Here is a 19755-nt window from a genome sequence, read left to right on the forward strand (position 1 = left end):
TCATGAAAATATTTATATTATGTATGTTTACATGTAGTACTGTTTTTTCTTCTGTATTGCATATGTCAATTTCTGCAAGTCCTAGTAGGATTAATCCTATAATTTCTACAGACTCTATTGGTTCACAAATATCAAGGTGGGTATTTAATGGACTTATCTCTTATGATAAAAATGCAAAAATAAAAATGGAGTTAGCAAAAAGTTATAAATTTTTAGATGATACTACGTTAGAATTTGAATTAAGGGATGATGTCTTATGGAGTGATGGGAAGCCTTTTACTGCAAAAGATGTTTTATTTACCTATGAGACAATTATCTCCCCAAAGATATTTACTCCATATGCAGCAAGTTTTACACACATAAAATCAGTAAAAATAATCAATGATTACAAAGTGGTTATTAAATATAAATATCCCTATTTTCAAGCACTTAATATTTGGATGATGGAGATATTACCAATGCATATTTTGCAAAATGAAAAAGATTTAATGACTTCAAAATTTAATCAATCTCCTATTGGTACAGGACCCTATACATTGGAAAAGTTTTCTATTTCTAGTGATATAGTAATACAATCAAATCCAAAATATTTTGTACATAAACCTAATATTGATAAGATGATATTTCATTTTTTACCTGATAGATCAGCTCAGTTTTTAATGCTCAAATCAAAAAAATTAGATGTTGGCAGTTTATCACCTTTGCAATTTGAACGTCAAATAGATGATGACTTTAAAAAGAACTTTAATATTTATGAAGATATAGCACATGTTTACTCTTATGTTGGCATGAATTTAAAAAATAAAAAGTTTAAAGATAAAAGAGTAAGAGAAGCTCTGAGTTATGCAATCAATAGACAAGAGTTAGTTGATATACTCTATTTTGGTCATGGCAGAGTTTGTAATGGCCCTTTTCTACCAGGAACAGGTGCGTATAACAAAGATGTAAAAGCACCCAAACAAGATATAAATAGAGCCAAAAAACTTTTAAAAGAATTAGGCTACGATGATAAAAATCCTTTTGAATTTACACTAACAACAAATACTGGTTCTTCTGGAGCTTATGCGGCTCAAATTTTGCAATATCAGTTAAAAAAAGCAGGGATTATAATGCATCTTAGAGTGATGGAATGGCAAGCATTTTTAAATACTGTAGTTAAGCCAAGAAAATTTGAAGCTGTTCTTATGGCATGGTCTTTAGGCCTTAAAGCAAATGCTTATAGTATTTGGCATAGTGAATCAAGTAAAAAAGGTGGGTTTAATTATATAGGATATAAAAATGAGAAAGTAGATTTTCTCATAAAAAAGGCAGAAAAAATTATCGACCAAGATAAATTTGATGCAATTTATCGAGATATGTATAAAGAAATTACAGATGATATTCCTTATCTGTTTTTAGTAATTCCTAATTCAATTACAGTAGTCAACAAAAAGATTAAACCAGTAAGTCCATCTATCATAGGTGTGATGCATAACTTGATAGATTGGGTTAAGAACCCTTAATACATTTTATGATAAAATGACTAAATTAATACATTCTAAGGGTAAATTATGAAAAATATATTAATCTTATTGGTTCTATTTTTGTCTTTTTCTTTTGCAGGTCAAAATAGTATTTTTAAAACAGTTGAAGGTGCAACAAACTCTGGAATAACAGAAGGATCAATGATACCTGATTCAAAAAGACCAGATGGTTTTATTATAAAACATATAAAAAATGATTTTGACAATGATGGCATTCAAGATCAATATGATGAGTGTTTAGATACCCCTGAGGGCAAAGTAGTTACAAGTGATGGTTGTATTAAGCTTATCCGTTTAAATGTAAGATTTGACTTTGATAAGTCAAATATCAAAAATGAATATAAAGATGAAATTGAAGAAGCTGTAAAATTTTTAAAACAAAATAAAACGTTAACTACTACTATAGAAGGACATACAGATTCAGTTGGAACTGAAAAATATAATTATGTACTTTCTCAGTTAAGAGCAAAAAAAGTAGCAATTGCTTTAGGTAATGAGGGTATTGATAATAAAAGAATTGTTACAAAAGGTTATGGTGAAACGAAACCAGTTGCTAATAATGATAGTGAAGAAGGAAGAACCCAAAATAGACGAGTTGACATTAGTTTTAACAAATAAAAAGGAAAACTATGAAAAAGATATTATTATGTTTAGTAGTTGTTACTACTTTGGCATTTGCAGGACAAGGTGATTATAAATCAGAAATGACGGCTACTGTGGGTGGCGTTAAAGCAGAAGGTAATTTAGATTTAGAAAATGCTTTAAATTTAGGTCTTAGATACGGTGTTTATGTAGAAGACACATTTTTTGATATGTTTGAAGTTGGTTTTGAGAGATCAAGTGATGTTGATTATGACAATTCATCAGAAGATACAGATATTAATAGGTTTTTTGTAAACCTTGTAAAAGAGTATGATGTAGCAAAAGATACAGCTTTATATGCATTAGTTGGACTTGGTTATGAAAACTATAGAAATCCTATGTTTGATAACGATGATGATGGATTTTTTCAATATGGTATAGGTGTCAAACAGTGGATAACAGATCAATTTGCATTAAAAGCAGAAGTAAGACATGGAATAAACTTTGATGGAGATAATAACCTATTTTATAACTTAGGTTTTGTAATCCCTTTTGGTAAAAAAGTTAAAGATGAGATGCCAATCAAATCTGAGCCAGTTGTAGAGCAAAAATCTGAACCAGTTGTTATAGAAGAACCAAAAAAAGTTATTTCTGTAGATGATGATAAAGATGGTGTTTTAAATGAAAATGATAAATGTCCAACAACAAAAATGGGGAAAATAGTAGATAAAGATGGCTGTGTGAAAATAGTTCGTTTACATGTAAATTTTGCTTATGACAAAGTAGAAATTTCATCTTCATATGTTATAAAGATACAAGAAGTTGCAGATTTTATGAATGAAAATGAAGATTATACAGTAGTTTTAGAAGGTCATACTGATTCAAAAGGAACAGAGCAATATAATCAAAAATTATCAGAAAAAAGAGCAATGGCTGTTTCAAAAGTACTGGTTGATTTAGGTATTGCAAAAGAGAGAATATCTACAGTTGGTTATGGGGAATCAAAACCAATTGCAACTAATGAAACAGAGGATGGAAGAGCTAAAAATAGAAGAGTAGATGCTAGTTATAATAAATAATAAGGATTAAAATGGATTTTAGTATTGATACAATATCATCTTTTATAACTTTATATAGTTTTAGAATTGTTAGTGCTATTGTTATATTTTATGTAGGGAAAAAAGTAGCTTCAATTGTAACTTCTGTAATTGTTAAAATGATGGCAAAATCTAAGGTAGATGTGACTTTGAGTAAATTTTTAGAAAATATAGTATATGGTTTACTTATTGTTGTAGTAGTTTTAACTGCTCTTAATACTTTAGGAGTCAACACTACTTCTTTTGTTGCTGTTTTAGCAGCTGCAGGTTTTGCTATTGGTTTAGCATTTAAAGATACTGTAGCGAATATTGGGGCAGGGGTTTTACTTGTATTTTTTAGACCATTTAAAGTAGGTGATTTTATACAAGCCGCAGGTGAAAGTGGTATCGTAGAAGAGATTAACCTTTTTAGTGTGATTATGAAAACAGTGGATAATAAAGAGATTATTATCCCAAACTCTTCAATCATTGGAGGAAACATAACAAATTTTTCAGCAAAAACTACTAGAAGAGTGGATTTTGTTTTTGGTATTGGTTACGATGATGATTTGAAATTGGCTAAGGCTACTTTACAAGAGATAATTGACTCTGATGAGAGGGTTTTAAAAGAGCCTGCAACTTTTGTTGCTGTTAGTGAACTTGCTGATAGTAGTGTAAATTTTGTTGTACGTGCATGGGTTAATAGCTCTGATTATTGGGGAGTTTATTTTGATACAATAGAAAAGGTTAAATTAACTTTTGATGAAAAAAATATTTCTATTCCATATCCTCAAATGGATATTCATTCAAAAAATTAAGATATAATACAGCCTTTACATGTAAAGGCTGTATATATGACAATACTTTTTGATTTAGATGGAACTCTTATAGATTCTACAGACGCAATTATAGAAAGTTTTGAAGTTGCGTATGATAGTTTTGGAGAAACTCCTGCTAGTAAAGAAGAGATAAAATCTCTTATAGGTTATCCTCTTGATATTATGTTTGAAAAATTAGGTATAAAAGGTGATAAATGGGAATATGTAAATGCGTATAAAGAGCACTACAGAGTGATTTCTCGTGCTAAAACAACTCTTTTGCCATTTGCTCGTGAAGCTGTAGAAGCAGCAGCAAAATTTGCCACCTTAGGTGTAGTAACAACAAAAACAGCAAGATATTCACAAGAGCTTTTAGAGCATATGGAGATTATGCATCATTTTAAGGTGCTAATAGGTCGAGAGAATGTAGAAAATCCAAAACCTCATGCAGAACCAATTCTTAAAGCAATACAATACTTAAATGCTTTACATGATTCAACTTGGATGGTGGGAGATACTATTCTTGATTTACATTCAGCTAAGAGTGCAGGGGTGAAATCTGTAGCTGTATTATGTGGTTATGGAGAGAAACAAGAGTTAGCAAAACATACTGATTTTATAGCGGATAATGCATATGATGCAGTACAACTTATAAAGTAAATGTTATATTTTTTTCATATAATTAGTATATTATTTCATGATTAAAGCTATATATTTCTTTTTTGTTTAAAGTTATATTAATCAAGAAATAGTAATATATCTGTATCATATAGACGTTATATAAAAGTGAATAACTAATGTCTTAAATGAAACTCAAATAAATAAAAATAATTAAAAATTAAGGGGAATTGCAATGTCAAAAGTCATGAAAACTATGGATGGTAATGAAGCAGCAGCTTATGCTTCATACGCATTCACAGAAGTTGCAGGAATTTATCCTATCACACCAAGTTCACCAATGGCAGATTTTACAGATCTTTGGGCAGCACAAGGTAAAAAGAATATATTTGGAATGCCTGTAAAGGTAGTTGAATTACAAAGTGAAGGTGGAGCAGCTGGTACTGTTCATGGTTCACTTCAAGCTGGTGCTTTAACTACAACTTATACAGCTTCTCAAGGTCTTCTTTTAAAAATTCCTAATATGTACAAAATGGCTGGACAATTACTTCCAAGTGTTATTCATGTAAGTGCAAGAACTTTGGCTACGCATGCATTATCAATTTTTGGTGATCATCAAGATGTATATGCTGCTCGTCAAACAGGTTATGCAATGCTTGCAACAAGTTCAGTTCAAGAAGTTATGGATTTAGCAGGTGTTGCTCATCTTGCAGCAATTAAAGGGCGTGTTCCTTTCATGCATTTCTTTGATGGCTTTAGAACTTCTCATGAAATTCAAAAAATTGAACTAATTGATTATGCTGATTTTAACAGACTTGTTGATCATGAAGCTATTCAAGAGTTTAGAGATAACGCAATGAACCCAGAAAGTCCAAAAACTCGTGGTACTGCTCAAAATGATGATATATATTTTCAAGGAAGAGAAGCTCAAAATAAATTTTATGATGCACTTCCTGATATTGTAGCAGATTATATGAGTGAAATTTCAAAAATAACAGGCCGTGAATATAAACCATTTACTTATTATGGGGCACCTGATGCTGAAAGAATTATTATTGCTATGGGTTCTGTTATTGAAGCTGCAAAAGAGACAGTGGATATGCTTAGAGCAAAAGGTGAAAAAGTAGGACTTGTTACGGTACATCTTTATCGTCCATTTAGCATAAAATATTTGATGGATGTACTTCCTGATTCTGTTAAAAAAATCTCAGTTCTTGATAGAACAAAAGAGGCTGGTTCTATTGGTGAGCCATTATATCTTGATATTAGAAGTGCATTTTATGGACAAAAAAGTGCTCCTATCGTAGTTGGTGGACGTTATGGATTATCATCAAAAGATGTAAATCCTGCTCAAATTGTAGCGGTATATGATGCTTTAAAAGTAGATGAACCTAAAAATAGTTTTACTGTAGGTATTATTGATGATGTTACACATACATCATTAGAAGTTGGAGAAAATCTTTCATTAGGTCATGAAAGCACTAAAGAGTGTTTATTTTATGGATTAGGTGCTGATGGTACTGTTGGTGCAAATAAAAACTCAGTAAAAATTATCGGTGATAAAACAGATTTATATGCACAAGCGTATTTTGCTTATGATTCAAAAAAATCAGGTGGTTATACAAGAAGTCATCTTAGATTTGGTAAAGAACCAATCCGTTCAACATACTTAGTATCAAAACCTGATTTTGTTGCCTGTACAGTTGCTGGATATGTTGATCTGTATGATATGATTGGTGGACTTAAAGATGGAGGAACATTTTTACTAAACTCTATTTGGTCTGTGGAAGATACGATCGCTAAAATGCCAAATCATATTAAAAAAACACTAGCTGATAAAAAAGCAAAATTTTATATTATTAATGCAACTAAACTTGCACGTGATATCGGTCTTGGCGGTAGAACGAATACAATTATGCAATCAGCTTTCTTTAAACTTGCAGAAATTATTGATTTTGAAGATGCACAAACTTTTATGAAAGAATTTGCTCATAAATCTTATATCAAAAAAGGTGAAAAGATTGTAGAGATGAACTACAAAGCTATTGATACAGGAGCTAATGGAGTTGAAGAAGTTCCAGTAGATGCTGCTTGGTCAAATCTTGATATAAGTGAATCAAAAGAAGATGCTAAATACATTGGAACTGATTTTGTTGAAAAAATTGCTAAACCAATAAATGCTGCAAAAGGTGATAGCTTACCAGTTTCAGTTTTTGATGGTTATGAAGATGGATCATTTGAAAATGGTACTTCACAATATGAAAAACGTGGTATCGGGGTTATGGTTCCTAAGTGGATTGAAGAAAATTGTATCCAATGTAATCAATGTGCTTTTGTTTGTCCACATGCTGTAATTAGACCTTTCTTGATTAATGATGATGAATTAGAAAAAGCTCCTGTTGGTGTTAAAAATCATGTTCTTGATGCAAAAGGTAAAGACTTAAAAGGATTTAAATATAAAATCCAAGTTTCAACACTTGATTGTACAGGATGTGATCTTTGTGCAGAAGCTTGTCCTACAAAAGAAAAATCTTTAGTAATGGTTCCACTTGGAGAGCAAATAGATGCAGGTGAACAAGATAATGCAGATTACTTATTTAATGAAGTAACTTACAAAGATGATATTGTTTCAAAAAGTACTGTTAAAGGTTCGCAGTTCGCTAAACCTTTATTTGAATTCCATGCTGCATGTCCAGGATGTGGTGAAACTCCATATATTACTCTAATCACTCAACTTTTTGGTGATAGAATGATGATTGCAAATGCAACAGGTTGTTCATCAATTTATGGTGGTTCTGCTCCAACTACTCCTTATAGAAAAAATGATAAAGGTGAAGGTCCAGCGTGGGCAAACTCACTTTTTGAAGATAATGCTGAATTTGGTTTAGGTATGGAAGTTGCAATGGAAACTATGCGTCACCGTATTGAAAATATTATGGTTGAAAATATGGATGCCACTCCAAATGCATTAACAGCACTTTATAAAGATTGGATAGAATTTAAAAATGATGGAAAGAAAACTCAAGAAATAAGAGATATTTTAGTACCTCAACTAGAAGCAAATAAAAATGTTCCTGGTGTAAAAGAGTTATTATCACTGAAAAAATATATTGTAAGAAAATCACAATGGATCTTTGGTGGTGATGGTTGGGCTTATGATATTGGTTATGGTGGGCTTGATCATGTTCTTGCAAGTGGTGAAAATGTAAATATGCTAGTTCTTGATACAGAAGTTTACTCAAATACTGGTGGACAAAGTTCAAAATCAGCTCGTACTGGTTCTATTGCTCAGTTTACTGCAGCTGGTAAACCTACACAAAAGAAAGATTTAGGTTATATCTCTATGACTTATGGAAATATATATATAGCTCAAATTAACTCTAATGCTTCACAAGCACAAACACTTAAAGCAATTGAAGCTGCTGAAGCTTATGATGGACCATCATTAATCATCGCTTATTCACCATGTATTGCTCATGGTATTAAAGGTGGTATGGGTAATTCAGGTAATCAAGGTGAACTTGCTACTAAATGTGGTTACTGGCCAATTTATACATATGATCCAAGACTTGAAGCTGAGGGTAAAAATCCTATTAAAATAACAGGTAAAGAGCCAGATTGGGATTCTTATGAAGATTTCTTAATGAACGAAGTAAGATATGCTTCACTTAAAAAATCAAATCCAGAGCATGCACAAGCACTGTTTGATGCAAATAAAAAAGATGCTCAAAGAAGATGGAGACAGTTAAATCGTTTAGCAAGTGCTGACTTTTCAAATGAGTTAGACGCTTAATAAAACGGAGAGGATTTTAAATCCTCTCCATTTTTTCCTAATTTTTTTCTACTTTACCAAACACTTCATCTGCGAAGTGTGAAAATTTTCCTCTAACAGATTTATCTAATTCTATTGCAAAGAGAGGCAATGGGTTTTTTTCATTTTGTGTTTGCTTTAACAAAGATGTAAGACCATTGTTGTATCTGTTTAAATACATATTATCAATTTGTCTGTTTGAACCAATAACTATAGCTTTACAGTTGTTATCAAGACGAGATAATATAAGCTGGGTTGTATTATTTGAGCTATTTTGCCATTCATCCAATATAACTATAGCATTGCTAAGAGTTCTTCCTCTAGCTTCTCCTGGCCAAAGTTTTTCTATGTGGTATTTTCCCATCATTTCTTCAATTTTACTTTCTATTGCCATTTGCATATCTACATTTTCTTTTTTTCTTAATCTTTTTTTGGCAATAAACTCAAGTGTATCAAAGAGTGCCATATTGTATATTCTGAACTTTTCATCATTACCCGCTAAATATCCAACATCTGCTCCTTTATCAACACTTTCTATAGAGTTTCTTACATAGACAATTTTTTCATAATTTCCTTTATCTATAAGTCTCATTGCAGCAGTAAAAGCCATAAGTGTTTTACCACTACCAGCTCTTGCATCAACTATATGAATATCATAAATATTACTTAAAATTGATTTCATAAAAAATTTCTGTTTTAAATTAATTGGTTTTACTTCTAAACCTTTAAAATCTTCATTTTCATCTATTACATGTATAAGACCACTAGGAGATATAACCGCATATAAAGTATTGCCATCATCTGATACAAATTCATATGAATAATTTCCATATTTATACTCTTCATCATAGTCTCTAATATCTTTATTATTGATTGTATTAAAGTAGCTAGAGTCTAAACTAAGAGTTTTAATAAATTGAAATGCTGGAACATCACTTCTGTCTTCTCTAAGGCTTTCAACTTTTACATTAGCAAGAAGACCAAACATACGAGCATAGACATCTAAAGAGAGAAAAACAATCTTTTGTCCTTTATAGTAATCTTGTGATGCCGTAGCTACTTCTACTATACGTTTATCATTTGATTCATCTAAATGATTTGTATCTATATCTGAATCGTATTTTACTTTTGCAAAAAGATGTAAGTTAATGTCATCTAGTTTCATTTTAACAATACGGCAGTTATTTTTAAAGTCAACTTCACTTACTTTACTCGCAGCTAACATCCTTGCAAAGGTCCTAGCTTGGAAACCAAGTTCAGTGAAATTTTTCTTAAAATTTTCTAATTCAATTAAAACAGTTTCTGGAATAACAATTATATTATTGCCATTATCTGAGAGCTCTTTTATCATATGGTTATTATGGAGGATGATATTTGTATCAAGAACGTAAATTTTGCTGGACATGCATATCCTTTATAGTTTAATTTATTGTATGTTTAAATAATTACCTTATAGTAACAATACCTTTTTATTTTTTAGTAAAAAGTTAAAATGAATAAGTTGTTGATGTAAAAGAGTTAGTAAGTAGTGAAAGTATTTTGTTATTGTAGTAGTAGACGTATTTTGTTTCATAAAAACTCTTTTTGTCAATTCTATCATTAATAATTATAACAAAAAGAGTCTCATAGTTCAAAGTTATATTATAAATTTATTTGAGTTTTTGCCTCATTATTAGATTTTACAACATCACCACTCCCATGAATAATATGAGGAATACAGTTTGTACATATCTCTACAGCTTCCCCACTTTTAGTCGCTTTAATAAACACAGCATCTTTTTCATCTTGACTTGATTTAAAACAAACATTGCATACTTGTATGTTATCAATTTGCATTTTTATTCCTTTATTGAAATTTTTTAGATTATACATCAGTAAAATAAAAAATGAAATGAAATAAGTCAAGACAAAGTGATAATAACTATCATAAATTTATAAGAAAAATATTAAACTTTTCATTGCTTCTATACTTACATCAAGAGGTTCATTATCCATGATAATAAGAGAATTTTTAACATGATGAATCATTTGAGTAAGAATAATTTCAAAATTAAAGTTTGAACTGGAGTAAATACTCTCTTTTTCGTTAGCTATATATTGAAGTTTTTGAATAAGTTCCCAAGAAGGTTTTTCACCATTTTTTATATTCTCTTGCAATTCTATTTGCCAATTATTTTGCCAAGTTAAAAAAAGATATTTATTATTGATGTCTTTTTTTGTTCTAATTTGCCATCTTAAAACTTTGAGTGCATAATAGAGAGATTCTAGAGATTTTTTATCATAGGAGAGTGTTGTAACTTGATGAGATTCATTTAATTGATATGCTTTGTACATATATTTATAAATACCTAAGATTAGATAATCGTTGCGATTTTTGATAGGTTTTTCTTTATCAAGAGCAATTTTTAAATATTGGTTATAGTCTGATATGTATTTATTTTCATATTTTAAAAAAAGTTTATTTGTATTATTGTTTAGTTCTTGGTATATGTAAGGGGCATATTGTTTGTCAAAACTTTTAGGATTTCTAGCATCAAGTTTCTTTTTATAGCTAATAAGAAGTTTTACCATCTCGTAATAGTCTTTTTTCAGATGCGTTGCATTATCTGTTTGAAACAGTTCTTTAATTTTTTGTTGAGAATTTGTGCAACCGGAAAAAATCATAATCATAAGTAATATAGATATAAATTTCATAGTGAGGATTATATCATAATTTATGTGATATAATTCAAATAAAAACAAGGATATATAATGCCATTATTAGATAGTTTTATGGTTGACCATACAAAAATGCCTGCGCCTGCAGTAAGAGTTGCAAAGACGATGAAAACACCATCAAATGATACAATTACTGTATTTGATTTAAGATTTTGTAGACCAAATGAAGATATTCTTTCGAGTGAAGGAATTCATACTTTAGAGCATCTTTATGCAGGCTTTATGAGAGAGCATTTAAATGGTGATGGAGTTGAGATTATAGATATTTCGCCAATGGGATGTAGAACAGGTTTTTATATGAGTTTACTTGGATCTCCTGATGAGCAAAGAGTTGCTCGTGCTTGGAAAGAGTCGATGGAAGATATTTTGAATGTACAAAAACAAGAAGATATTCCAGAGCTTAATATTTATCAGTGCGGAACTTGTGAAATGCACTCATTAGAAGATGCTAAACAAATTGCAAATAATATTTTAAGCAAAGAGATAGGAGTTATGAGTAATCAAGATTTAAAGTTAGATCCAAGTAAGGTAAATTAATTTATAATTAGTTGAAGAAACTTTTTAGTGACTAAATTTTGTAATTGAATGTAAATTTTAGGGAATATTTTTACGTCATAGCTGTACTGTCAATGTATATATGCTTTATTTAATATAGATTAAATATGGAAATTGTTAATTTATTCTTTTTATAAGGATAAATTTATTTTACATTTAATACACAATTAATTCACTTTTGTGTAATATACTTTATTCAATAAATCGAAGGAGAAGATGAAATGAAAAGATTATTGGCTTTATTAATTACAGCTTTTATGATGGTGGGAATGATGAGTTCGTCAGCATTTGCTGATGCAGCTAAAGGACAAAAGTATTACTTGAAATTCTTGAAAAAGAAAACAAGTTTAAAAGGTTCAGAGTTTGCAGTACAACATACTCAAGAAGAGTGGAAAACTCTTTTTGCAGATGGTGGCGCAAAGTTTATTGCTGAATACTCAACTAAGTATCCAAAGTTAGAAAAATTCTTTAATGGTGATAAGTTTAAGAATAAGTACATGAAGCATATTTCAGATTTTTGTATAGAATATGCAAGTGATAGTGGAAACGTTCCATCGTGCTAATTAACAGGGGCTAATTTAGCCCCTTCTTTTTTATAAATTAATTTTTTTCCAAATCCCAATCTATTGTCAGTAAATTTTAAAAACTCTACATGTAAAGTCCATAAAGTTGGATTTAATGCTAAAGCATAGGGGAATGTTTTTATATAGAGTGCTTTTTCTTTCGTGTTTGCTATTTTTATAATTCCTGTTAATTGTAACCCTCTAATCTTACCTATTTCATTTGTTTCAAGAGCGATAGTTGCTGAAAAATTTGGATTTTCTTGTAAATGTTTTATATGTTTTGTAGATTCATCCGAAGCAATAATAAATTTGGTTTCTTTAGTTGAAAAAGCGTAGAAACAGCTTGCACTATAGGGTTTGTTTTCATAAGTACTTGCTAGACTGAGTAAATGATGCTCCTTGATAAATTCAATTATTTTTTCATTTATCATTTACTTAAGCTTTGTAACGTATTTTGTATAATTTCTAAATTATTAATGACATATATTATACAAATAATCCAGATAATAGAGATAATGCTTTGCCACAATAAAAAAACTTTTTTTCTTAGTTTATGTTTTACTAAAATCATTGCTAAAAAAGCACCTATAAAACCACCTGCTATTGAAAAAAAATGAAGTGAGAGTTCACGAACACGTTTTCTCTCTTTTATAGAATGGTATTTGTCAATAATGAAAAGTAAAAAAGTAAATATATTGATTGAAACAAGATACCAAACTATAACAGGAATTGAAGGTATGAAGCTGTTAAATACAAAAGATAAAGCAGCTAAAGAAAACATGAGAATTATACGAAAACCATTACAACACATAAAAACTCTTTTTTGTTGAGTATAGCATATTTTATAACCATTGTATGGATATATAATATGTTAATTTTTTCTACATTATTGTTTTGTAGTAAGAATTATAGAGCTATTTAATGCTTCTTTCAAGACAATTGAACCAAAATAATGCTAATATAACTACTTTTACAAAGAGGTAATTTTATACAAATGTTTTCGATAGTAATAAAATATATATTTTAGAAATATTTTTATTGAAGAGTTACTATAATTATTGAAAGTATTGGTAGAATTACTTACAAAATTACTTAAGAAGGAAGATAATGACAAACGTTGAGTATGTAAAAGAAATGTTTGCCCTTCAGCAAAAACTAAATGATGAGACTAATGGTATTGGTTGGGAAAATGGATATACAAAAAATGACCGTATTATAAATTGGAGACGCTGTATTTATATGGAAAGTGCTGAATTAATAGATAGTTTTAATTGGAAGCATTGGAAAGATATAAATAAAGCAACAGATTGGGATAACGCTACTATTGAAGTAGTGGATATCTGGCATTTTGTGATGAGTTTACTTTTAGAAGATTATAAAGTAAATGATAGAGGAGATTTAGATAAACTAGTAGACGATGTTTTAGATGTTCAAGGATTTGAAAGATTTTCTAAAGAAGCTGGAAGTCGTGATGCTGCTCAATCTATGGAACTTATAAACGATATAGAATCAATTATGCATATGACAACAACTTCTCATATAGATTTATTTGATGGTTTGTTAAAAGAGTATTTTTCTATGTCTTTAAAATGTGGAGTAGATTTAAAAACTTTGTATAAATTTTATATAGCAAAAAATGTTTTAAATCAGTTTCGTCAAGACCATGGCTATAAAGAAGGAACATATAAGAAAGTTTGGAATGGAAAAGAAGATAATGAAGTTATGCTTGAAATTTTGGATAATGAAAGTTTGGGTTCAAAAGAACTTTATGCTGCGCTAGAAAAGGTATATAAAAACTAATGCATGAAATGACTTTAACAAAGGCAACAAAAGATTTTTTTTCACAAAAATTTCTTTTTATGTCTTTGACCCCTTTTATAATTCCTATTTTAGTATTAGGAGCTATTTTTTTATATGGAAGTAATGAACTGTTTGTTCTTTTAAGAGATGGCTCTGTGAGCGGGGACTTTTCTTATATAAATGAGAGTGAATATCCTACTTTTGCATATCTTTTAAGTTTTAGTGTAGTTCACTGGATTGTGATGACTCTTTTTGTTTTACTTGGTTCTTTTGGTGTAGTTCTTTTTTCTTTAGTAATAGCAGTGATTACAGTAGGATTATTGACTCCTTTAATTGTAAAAAATGTAAGAGAAAAAAATTATTCACATGTAAAACCTGCTAAAGCAGATAGTATTATTTTCTCATTATGGCATATATTTAAAATTTTTATGAAATTTTTATTACTCCTTTTATGTTCTTTACCATTTTTATTTATTCCATTATTTAATTTTATGGTTTTTCAATTACCATTTTTTTATCTTTTTTATAGACTTATGATGTATGATCTTGTCTCAGTAGGAATAAGTGATGATGCGGAAAAAATTATAAAAGAAAATAGAGTATATCTTTTAATAGTAATGGGTATATTTTTTCTTTTATCTTTGATACCTTTATTGGGGCTTCTTCTACAAGTATTTTTTGTAGTTTATTTAAGTCATTTTATACTTTCTAAATCACAAGCTATTGTATCTACTAGTAACAATAAGATAGAAAATATATAATTAATTTTTAAATTTATTGGATATTTAATATAAGTTCAGTATAATACCCGACATTTTATTTTTAGGACTAATTTTGAAAAAAGAAATTTTATCATTATTCCTAAGAAGTATTATACTATTTGTACTTTTTAGTAGTGGTTTACATGCCGCTACATTCTCAGATAAACAACTAGAAACACTAAAAATGGTACATGAGGTAGCCCTTCAGTATCCTAATAATACTGGTGAAACTTTTGAAAATACAGCAATGGCAATTTGTCTTACAGAGACAAGTGCAGGTGTATTTAAAGTTGGAGATATAGGAAAAGACCCCAATATATTTAATGCTTCTTTAGGAATTATGCAAGTAAGACTTGAAACTGCGAAATTTTTAGCAAACAAACTAAACTGGACAGAAGTTATAAACATGAGTGATATAAAACTTGTCAATAAACTTTTAGGTGACGATAGATTTAACGTGACTGTTGCAGTCAGATTTATAGTTTGGCTAAATGAGTATACGAAACATAACTACTTTAGAACAGTTAGTAGATATAATGGTGGAAATTATAACTATCCATATTATCATCGTGTTATGAACAATATGGCTTTAATCAGAAGAACAGTTAAATTAAATTAGCATAATTTATGCATATGGTGGATTTTAGAATAATACTGATTCTGCCATATAGCATTTTATTTCCATAAATATAACATAATCCAAATTTTCTTCTTTTTGTTATTGAGGTATTTTTTGATTACAATTATGCCCTCATCGACTTTTACAAATGAGGGCTTAATAAAAAGAAGAAATTTATAATTTGTGAAGTTTTTTATACCAAAGACTGTGATGTTCCTTAACATACTCTTCATCCATTTCACCCGTTTTAAACATTGCTTTATACGCAGCTTTATTTGCTGGATGAGTAGCAAAATAAATATGTATGATAAGAACAACCGCCAAAACAATAAAGCTTATGGCATGAATAGCGCGTATGAGTGAAGCTGTTTCAGCACTAAAGAGTTCTCTAAAAAGAAGCGAATATCCAGAAATCATTAAAGCTGCTGTACAAATTGCCATTACCCAAGCACTTGCTTTTTGACCTATATTCATTTTTCCAAATTCAGCATGTTCTAAATCAATATAGTTTTTTTTCATTTCTATTAATCCATCTACAGAAGCTTGAACACCCCACTTATCTGGCCAAATACTTAATGTATTGATTTTTTTGAGCATTGAAAAAATAAATGGTATTATTACAATAGTAAGTAAAAAACCACTGCTTAGATGAATAACTCTTAAAAATGAAATACCTGAAGCTAGGATATGATCTGTTTGTCCATTGCCTGTAAACCAGTTTATTGGGATACCTACACCATAAGCGATAAAATTAAAACTTTTGGACAAAATAGGCAATCCGGAAATAATTAAAAAAGCCATAAGATGTATCAAATGTTTATGAAACCACATTTCTAAAGAATTATATGCTTGTATTTTCTTATTCATGAATTTCTCCTTCAGCTATTTTTTTCTTTCTTTTGTCTAGCCAGTATATAAGATGAGCTGTAGTTCCTATAATCGCAGTAGCAGCAAGTGCCCCACCACCAACTTTTGCATAGTCACGCCATTGTATTGCTGTTCTGTTAGGAGCAGTATCAAGTTGATACGCTGCTAAATCAGAGGCAGGAACAATTGTAATCCATCTAAGCTCTCCAACAAAGTTATTTATTTTTTCTGCACCATACACAACATACTTATTTCCTGTTGTGGATGTATAAAGTGCTGCTCTACGATTTGCTTCATTTAGTACTTCATCAGTAGGACCAGAAAACATAGCTTGAGTTGGACATGCTTCTACACAACTTTGCTTCATGCCATTTTCAACTCTATCATAGCAGCCATGGCATTTATATGCTTTTTCATTGCTCGTACTATACTTTGGTACATCAAAAGGACAAGCATCACCGCAGCTTTTACATCCTATGCAAATATCTTCATTGATAACAACTTCACCACCTTTTCTTGTACTTATTGCTCCTGTTGGGCAAATTTCCTCACATGGTGAATTTTCACAGTGATTGCAATGATGAAATGCAGTTACTTGTCGTGCTTCTGGATATATACCAATCTCCGTACGTTTAGGACTAAGATGATTTAAATGTGCCAAAGTATGTTGTACACTTTTTTCCATGCCAATTGCATTTTCACGTTGAAGACGTAAACGCTCTTCTACTGAACAATTGATCATACAAGCAAAACAACGTATACAGGGTGTCGTGTCATAACATTTTATTTGAATACTCATACTGATTTCCTTATGCTAATTATAAAATCTTGACCTGGTTGACCTGCTGTCAAAGGATTAAATGTAAAATTTGAAATATGATTTGGATTAATTCCCATGTCATCTGTATTATGAAGCTTTTTAGCAACACTATTATAATAACCAGCACCCATCCCATAGTAAGAAAAAAGAGCATCTGGATGGACTGTTTGGCTAAGTATAACTTTTGTTTTAATGATAAGATTTGGTTTATCAATATTGAAAACTTCTATAATATCACCTGATTTTAGCCCTAATGAAAGACCTTTTTGAGTATTTATAAAGGCTGCATCAGTATTGTTTTCTTGATTTATGGTACTTAGAAGCAGATTGTTTTTAGTTTGTTGTCCTGTAAAACTTCCTAAAGGATGAAACCCAGTTATTGGTATAAATTCACTATTTGAGAGCTTTTCTTTTTTTTCTATCCAAAATGGTTTTACAAATACAGGAAGGGGTGAAGATTGCTCAAGTCTATCATACCCTCTGTTTTTTAGAGTGATATACTGCTGTGCTAAAAACATAGAATAAAGTTCAATTTTTCCAGTAGGAGTACCTTTGGTCTTAATACCATATTTTTGCTCACCAGTCCATATTTGTCCTTCAAGAATAGATTCAAGTGGCGGTAGCGTTTTTTGTTCTTTGGCACTCATACCATGTAAACCTGCATACTGTTTTTTCCAAATAGCCATCATGCCTTCTTTATTATATGCATCAAAATGTTTTTCATATAATTGAGGGTCTAAAACACGTTTTGCCAATTGATTAATAATCCAGTAACCATCTTTAGACTCATAAAGTGGTTCAACCGCTTTACGATTGACACCTATCGTAGGAATAGGAGTTTTGTATTTTGTATTTAAAGCTTCATCTCTTTCCATAAAAGTACAATCAGGTAAAATAATATCAGCATACATCGTAGTTTCATTCCAAAAAGGAGAGATACATACAATGGTTTCTAGTTTATTTAGTGCAGTTACAATTTTTTCACTTCCAGAAGATCCACCAATAATATTTTGACCATAAAATACAGCCATTCTTTGTTTATATGGTTTTTCACTTAAGATAGTTTCTATCCAGGTACGGCGGTAGTATTTGCTACTCATAAATGCTCGTGAAACATCGTTTTTTATATACCACTTTGAAACTGATTTATCTTGAATATGTGGAATATCTTTTATGAAAGATCCTGTTTTAACAGAACGATTATAAAATACTCCTCCTTTTTGACCAAGCGATCCCATCAATACATTTATTTGAGTAATTAATATCTTTTCACGCATACTTGAAGCATAACGTTCTGATCTATATCCACGTTCAATAAAACACGCAGGTTTTGCATCATGAAGTTTTTTTGCACATTCACGGATATTTTTAGCATTTACCGTACTTTGTTTTTCTGCCCATTCGGGAGAAAATTTTTTGCAAGAATCAATCATAAGTTGTAAAGCTGTTTTACATGTAATAGTTTGCCCATCAACTTCAACTTCATATTTTCCAAATAAATTACTTTTTTGATTTGCTGATTTAAATTTATTTCCATCTTTTGTAGAAACTAAATAATCTGTAATAGTAACTTTTTTACCTTTGTGTTCTTTTTCAATATTTTGAGTGATAACAGGTAGTCCTGTAGTAGTATTTATAAGCATATCTACATTGGTATATTTTTCCAAATAATTGATGTCATAGTATTTATTTTTAAAAATTTCATTCATAAGCCCAAGTAAAAATGCTGCGTCAGTACCAGGTCTTATGGATAACCATTCAGTATCACTTTCACCTGCTTCTGATGGCTTACGAGGGTCTACAACAGTAAGTTGCATGCCATTTCGCTTACCACGTCCAAACATATTTCCCCATGCGTGACAAACAAGTCCTCCTCCAGGATTCCTTTGAAGCAGTACACCATATTTTGCATTTTCGTAATCAGGACTAAGTGTTCCTGTTCCTACTGAAGGAATACCAGAATCAAGTTTACCACCAATAATAGAAGTCAATCCAACCGTAAGACCATTGGCAAAACATGTATCGCCATAACCAACTTTATTGGGCGTTCCATACAATTTAAAGAACTCTGCATCCATTAATGGAGCACTACTAAAACGAGGAAGATATGCGAGTGATTTTTGGTCACCTTTAGCTGCAAGAGATTTCATTTTGTCTGAAACCATATTAAGTGCTTCATCCCATGAAGCTTGTCTAAATTTACCTTCTCCACGTTTTCCTATACGAATCAGAGGAGTCTTAATGCGATCAGGATCGTACAGTGTGCCCATAGCAGCTCGTCCACGTCCACAAAGACCACCATATGGAGTATCCATATTTGCTTCCATGCGAACTAGTCTACCATTACGTACTGTAGCTATCGCAGGACATTTTTGTGCACACATGCGGCAAAGTAGTGGAACCTTTTTTTCAATTCCAAAATCAGCATTTGTGACTGTCTTGGCTTGACTGACAGTTTTTCCACCTAAGGTTACGCCAGCAATTGTTGAAACGCTTCCTTTAAGAAACTTTCTTCTTGAAGTAGTGCCCATATTTCCATCCTTAAAATAGATTTATAAATTACTTTTAGAAATTTTCTTAAAGAAACTTTATCATAGGAAAGGGTTGAAAGAGGGGGAGAAGAG

At 30.5% G+C, this 19755-nt stretch carries 19 protein-coding genes; 11 read left to right on the forward strand and 8 right to left on the reverse strand.

The features are described from left to right. Positions 1 to 2 precede the first annotated feature (2 nt). From K354_RS0103550 to nifJ, 6 genes are all read left to right on the forward strand, one after another. Positions 3 to 1502 carry a peptide-binding protein gene (locus tag K354_RS0103550; RefSeq protein WP_024954138.1) on the forward strand — a complete coding sequence of 500 codons (1500 nt, stop codon included), beginning with the start codon at positions 3 to 5 and terminating at the stop codon, positions 1500 to 1502. Between the two features lie 48 nt (positions 1503 to 1550). Then, entirely contained in the window at positions 1551 to 2141 is a 591-nt protein-coding gene (locus K354_RS13865; protein ID WP_024954139.1) for an OmpA family protein, read from the forward strand. 11 nt (positions 2142 to 2152) lie between these two features. Continuing rightward, positions 2153 to 3184, forward strand: coding sequence for an OmpA family protein (locus K354_RS0103560; protein ID WP_024954140.1), 1032 nt, complete (start codon positions 2153 to 2155; stop codon positions 3182 to 3184). An 11-nt stretch (positions 3185 to 3195) separates the two neighbouring features. After that, positions 3196 to 3999, forward strand: coding sequence for a mechanosensitive ion channel family protein (locus K354_RS0103565; RefSeq protein WP_024954141.1), 804 nt, complete (start codon positions 3196 to 3198; stop codon positions 3997 to 3999). A gap of 36 nt (positions 4000 to 4035) precedes the next feature. After that, positions 4036 to 4659: an HAD family hydrolase gene (locus K354_RS0103570; RefSeq protein WP_024954142.1), complete on the forward strand. Its 624-nt coding sequence runs from the start codon at positions 4036 to 4038 to the stop codon at positions 4657 to 4659. Between the two features lie 193 nt (positions 4660 to 4852). Beyond that, positions 4853 to 8410 carry a pyruvate:ferredoxin (flavodoxin) oxidoreductase gene (nifJ, locus tag K354_RS0103575; RefSeq protein WP_024954143.1) on the forward strand — a complete coding sequence of 1186 codons (3558 nt, stop codon included), beginning with the start codon at positions 4853 to 4855 and terminating at the stop codon, positions 8408 to 8410. Between the two features lie 37 nt (positions 8411 to 8447). Here nifJ and K354_RS0103580 read toward each other — a convergent pair whose 3' ends face one another. The 3 genes from K354_RS0103580 to K354_RS0103590 form a co-directional block, all read right to left on the reverse strand. Next, positions 8448 to 9833 carry a PhoH family protein gene (locus tag K354_RS0103580; RefSeq protein WP_024954144.1) on the reverse strand — a complete coding sequence of 462 codons (1386 nt, stop codon included), beginning with the start codon at positions 9831 to 9833 and terminating at the stop codon, positions 8448 to 8450. Between the two features lie 236 nt (positions 9834 to 10069). Further along, entirely contained in the window at positions 10070 to 10264 is a 195-nt protein-coding gene (locus K354_RS0103585; RefSeq protein ID WP_024954145.1) for a hypothetical protein, read from the reverse strand. Between the two features lie 96 nt (positions 10265 to 10360). Next, positions 10361 to 11122 carry a hypothetical protein gene (locus K354_RS0103590; RefSeq protein ID WP_024954146.1) on the reverse strand — a complete coding sequence of 254 codons (762 nt, stop codon included), beginning with the start codon at positions 11120 to 11122 and terminating at the stop codon, positions 10361 to 10363. A 57-nt stretch (positions 11123 to 11179) separates the two neighbouring features. Between K354_RS0103590 and luxS the strand changes: the two genes are divergently transcribed. Together luxS and K354_RS0103600 are read left to right on the forward strand one after the other, a co-directional pair. Next, positions 11180 to 11683, forward strand: coding sequence for an S-ribosylhomocysteine lyase (luxS, locus tag K354_RS0103595; RefSeq protein ID WP_024954147.1), 504 nt, complete (start codon positions 11180 to 11182; stop codon positions 11681 to 11683). A 239-nt stretch (positions 11684 to 11922) separates the two neighbouring features. Beyond that, on the forward strand, positions 11923 to 12264 hold the full coding sequence (locus K354_RS0103600; RefSeq protein ID WP_024954148.1) for a hypothetical protein: 342 nt from the start codon (positions 11923 to 11925) through the stop codon (positions 12262 to 12264). On the opposite strand, the gene K354_RS0103605 is transcribed toward K354_RS0103600, so the two are convergent. Together K354_RS0103605 and K354_RS14575 are read right to left on the reverse strand one after the other, a co-directional pair. Continuing rightward, on the reverse strand, positions 12261 to 12695 hold the full coding sequence (locus K354_RS0103605; protein WP_037940169.1) for a pyridoxamine 5'-phosphate oxidase family protein: 435 nt from the start codon (positions 12693 to 12695) through the stop codon (positions 12261 to 12263). The two genes, K354_RS0103600 and K354_RS0103605, sit on opposite strands and share 4 nt — an antisense overlap. Then, on the reverse strand, positions 12692 to 13075 hold the full coding sequence (locus K354_RS14575; RefSeq protein ID WP_024954150.1) for a DUF1294 domain-containing protein: 384 nt from the start codon (positions 13073 to 13075) through the stop codon (positions 12692 to 12694). The genes K354_RS0103605 and K354_RS14575 overlap by 4 nt, the downstream gene beginning before the upstream one ends. A 296-nt stretch (positions 13076 to 13371) precedes the next feature. Between K354_RS14575 and dut the strand changes: the two genes are divergently transcribed. The 3 genes from dut to K354_RS0103625 all read left to right on the forward strand — a co-directional run bounded on the left by dut (position 13372) and on the right by K354_RS0103625 (position 15444). Then, entirely contained in the window at positions 13372 to 14064 is a 693-nt protein-coding gene (gene dut / locus K354_RS13875; RefSeq protein WP_037940171.1) for a dUTPase, read from the forward strand. Beyond that, complete coding sequence (locus K354_RS0103620; RefSeq protein WP_024954151.1) at positions 14064 to 14825, forward strand: EI24 domain-containing protein; 762 nt, start codon at positions 14064 to 14066, stop codon at positions 14823 to 14825. Before dut ends, K354_RS0103620 begins: the two co-directional genes overlap by 1 nt. 73 nt (positions 14826 to 14898) lie before the next feature. Next, positions 14899 to 15444 (forward strand): hypothetical protein, encoded by a 546-nt coding sequence (locus K354_RS0103625; RefSeq protein WP_024954152.1) that lies wholly within the window; start codon positions 14899 to 14901, stop codon positions 15442 to 15444. Positions 15445 to 15618: 174 nt separating this feature from the next. On the opposite strand, the gene K354_RS0103630 is transcribed toward K354_RS0103625, so the two are convergent. From K354_RS0103630 to K354_RS0103640, 3 genes are read right to left on the reverse strand one after another with little or no spacing between them, the layout of a single operon-like run. Continuing rightward, positions 15619 to 16311 carry a cytochrome b/b6 domain-containing protein gene (locus K354_RS0103630; RefSeq protein ID WP_024954153.1) on the reverse strand — a complete coding sequence of 231 codons (693 nt, stop codon included), beginning with the start codon at positions 16309 to 16311 and terminating at the stop codon, positions 15619 to 15621. After that, positions 16304 to 17110 (reverse strand): 4Fe-4S dicluster domain-containing protein, encoded by an 807-nt coding sequence (locus tag K354_RS14580; protein WP_024954154.1) that lies wholly within the window; start codon positions 17108 to 17110, stop codon positions 16304 to 16306. Before K354_RS14580 ends, K354_RS0103630 begins: the two co-directional genes overlap by 8 nt. After that, the gene (locus K354_RS0103640) at positions 17107 to 19662 is read right to left on the reverse strand and encodes a molybdopterin-containing oxidoreductase family protein (RefSeq protein ID WP_024954155.1); all 2556 of its coding nucleotides are present in this window, start codon (positions 19660 to 19662) and stop codon (positions 17107 to 17109) included. Before K354_RS0103640 ends, K354_RS14580 begins: the two co-directional genes overlap by 4 nt. Positions 19663 to 19755: the final 93 nt, after the last annotated feature.

Origin of the sequence: Sulfurospirillum arcachonense DSM 9755 (assembly GCF_000597725.1) — a bacterium.
GTDB classification, from domain to species: Bacteria; Campylobacterota; Campylobacteria; order Campylobacterales; family Sulfurospirillaceae; genus Sulfurospirillum_A; species Sulfurospirillum_A arcachonense.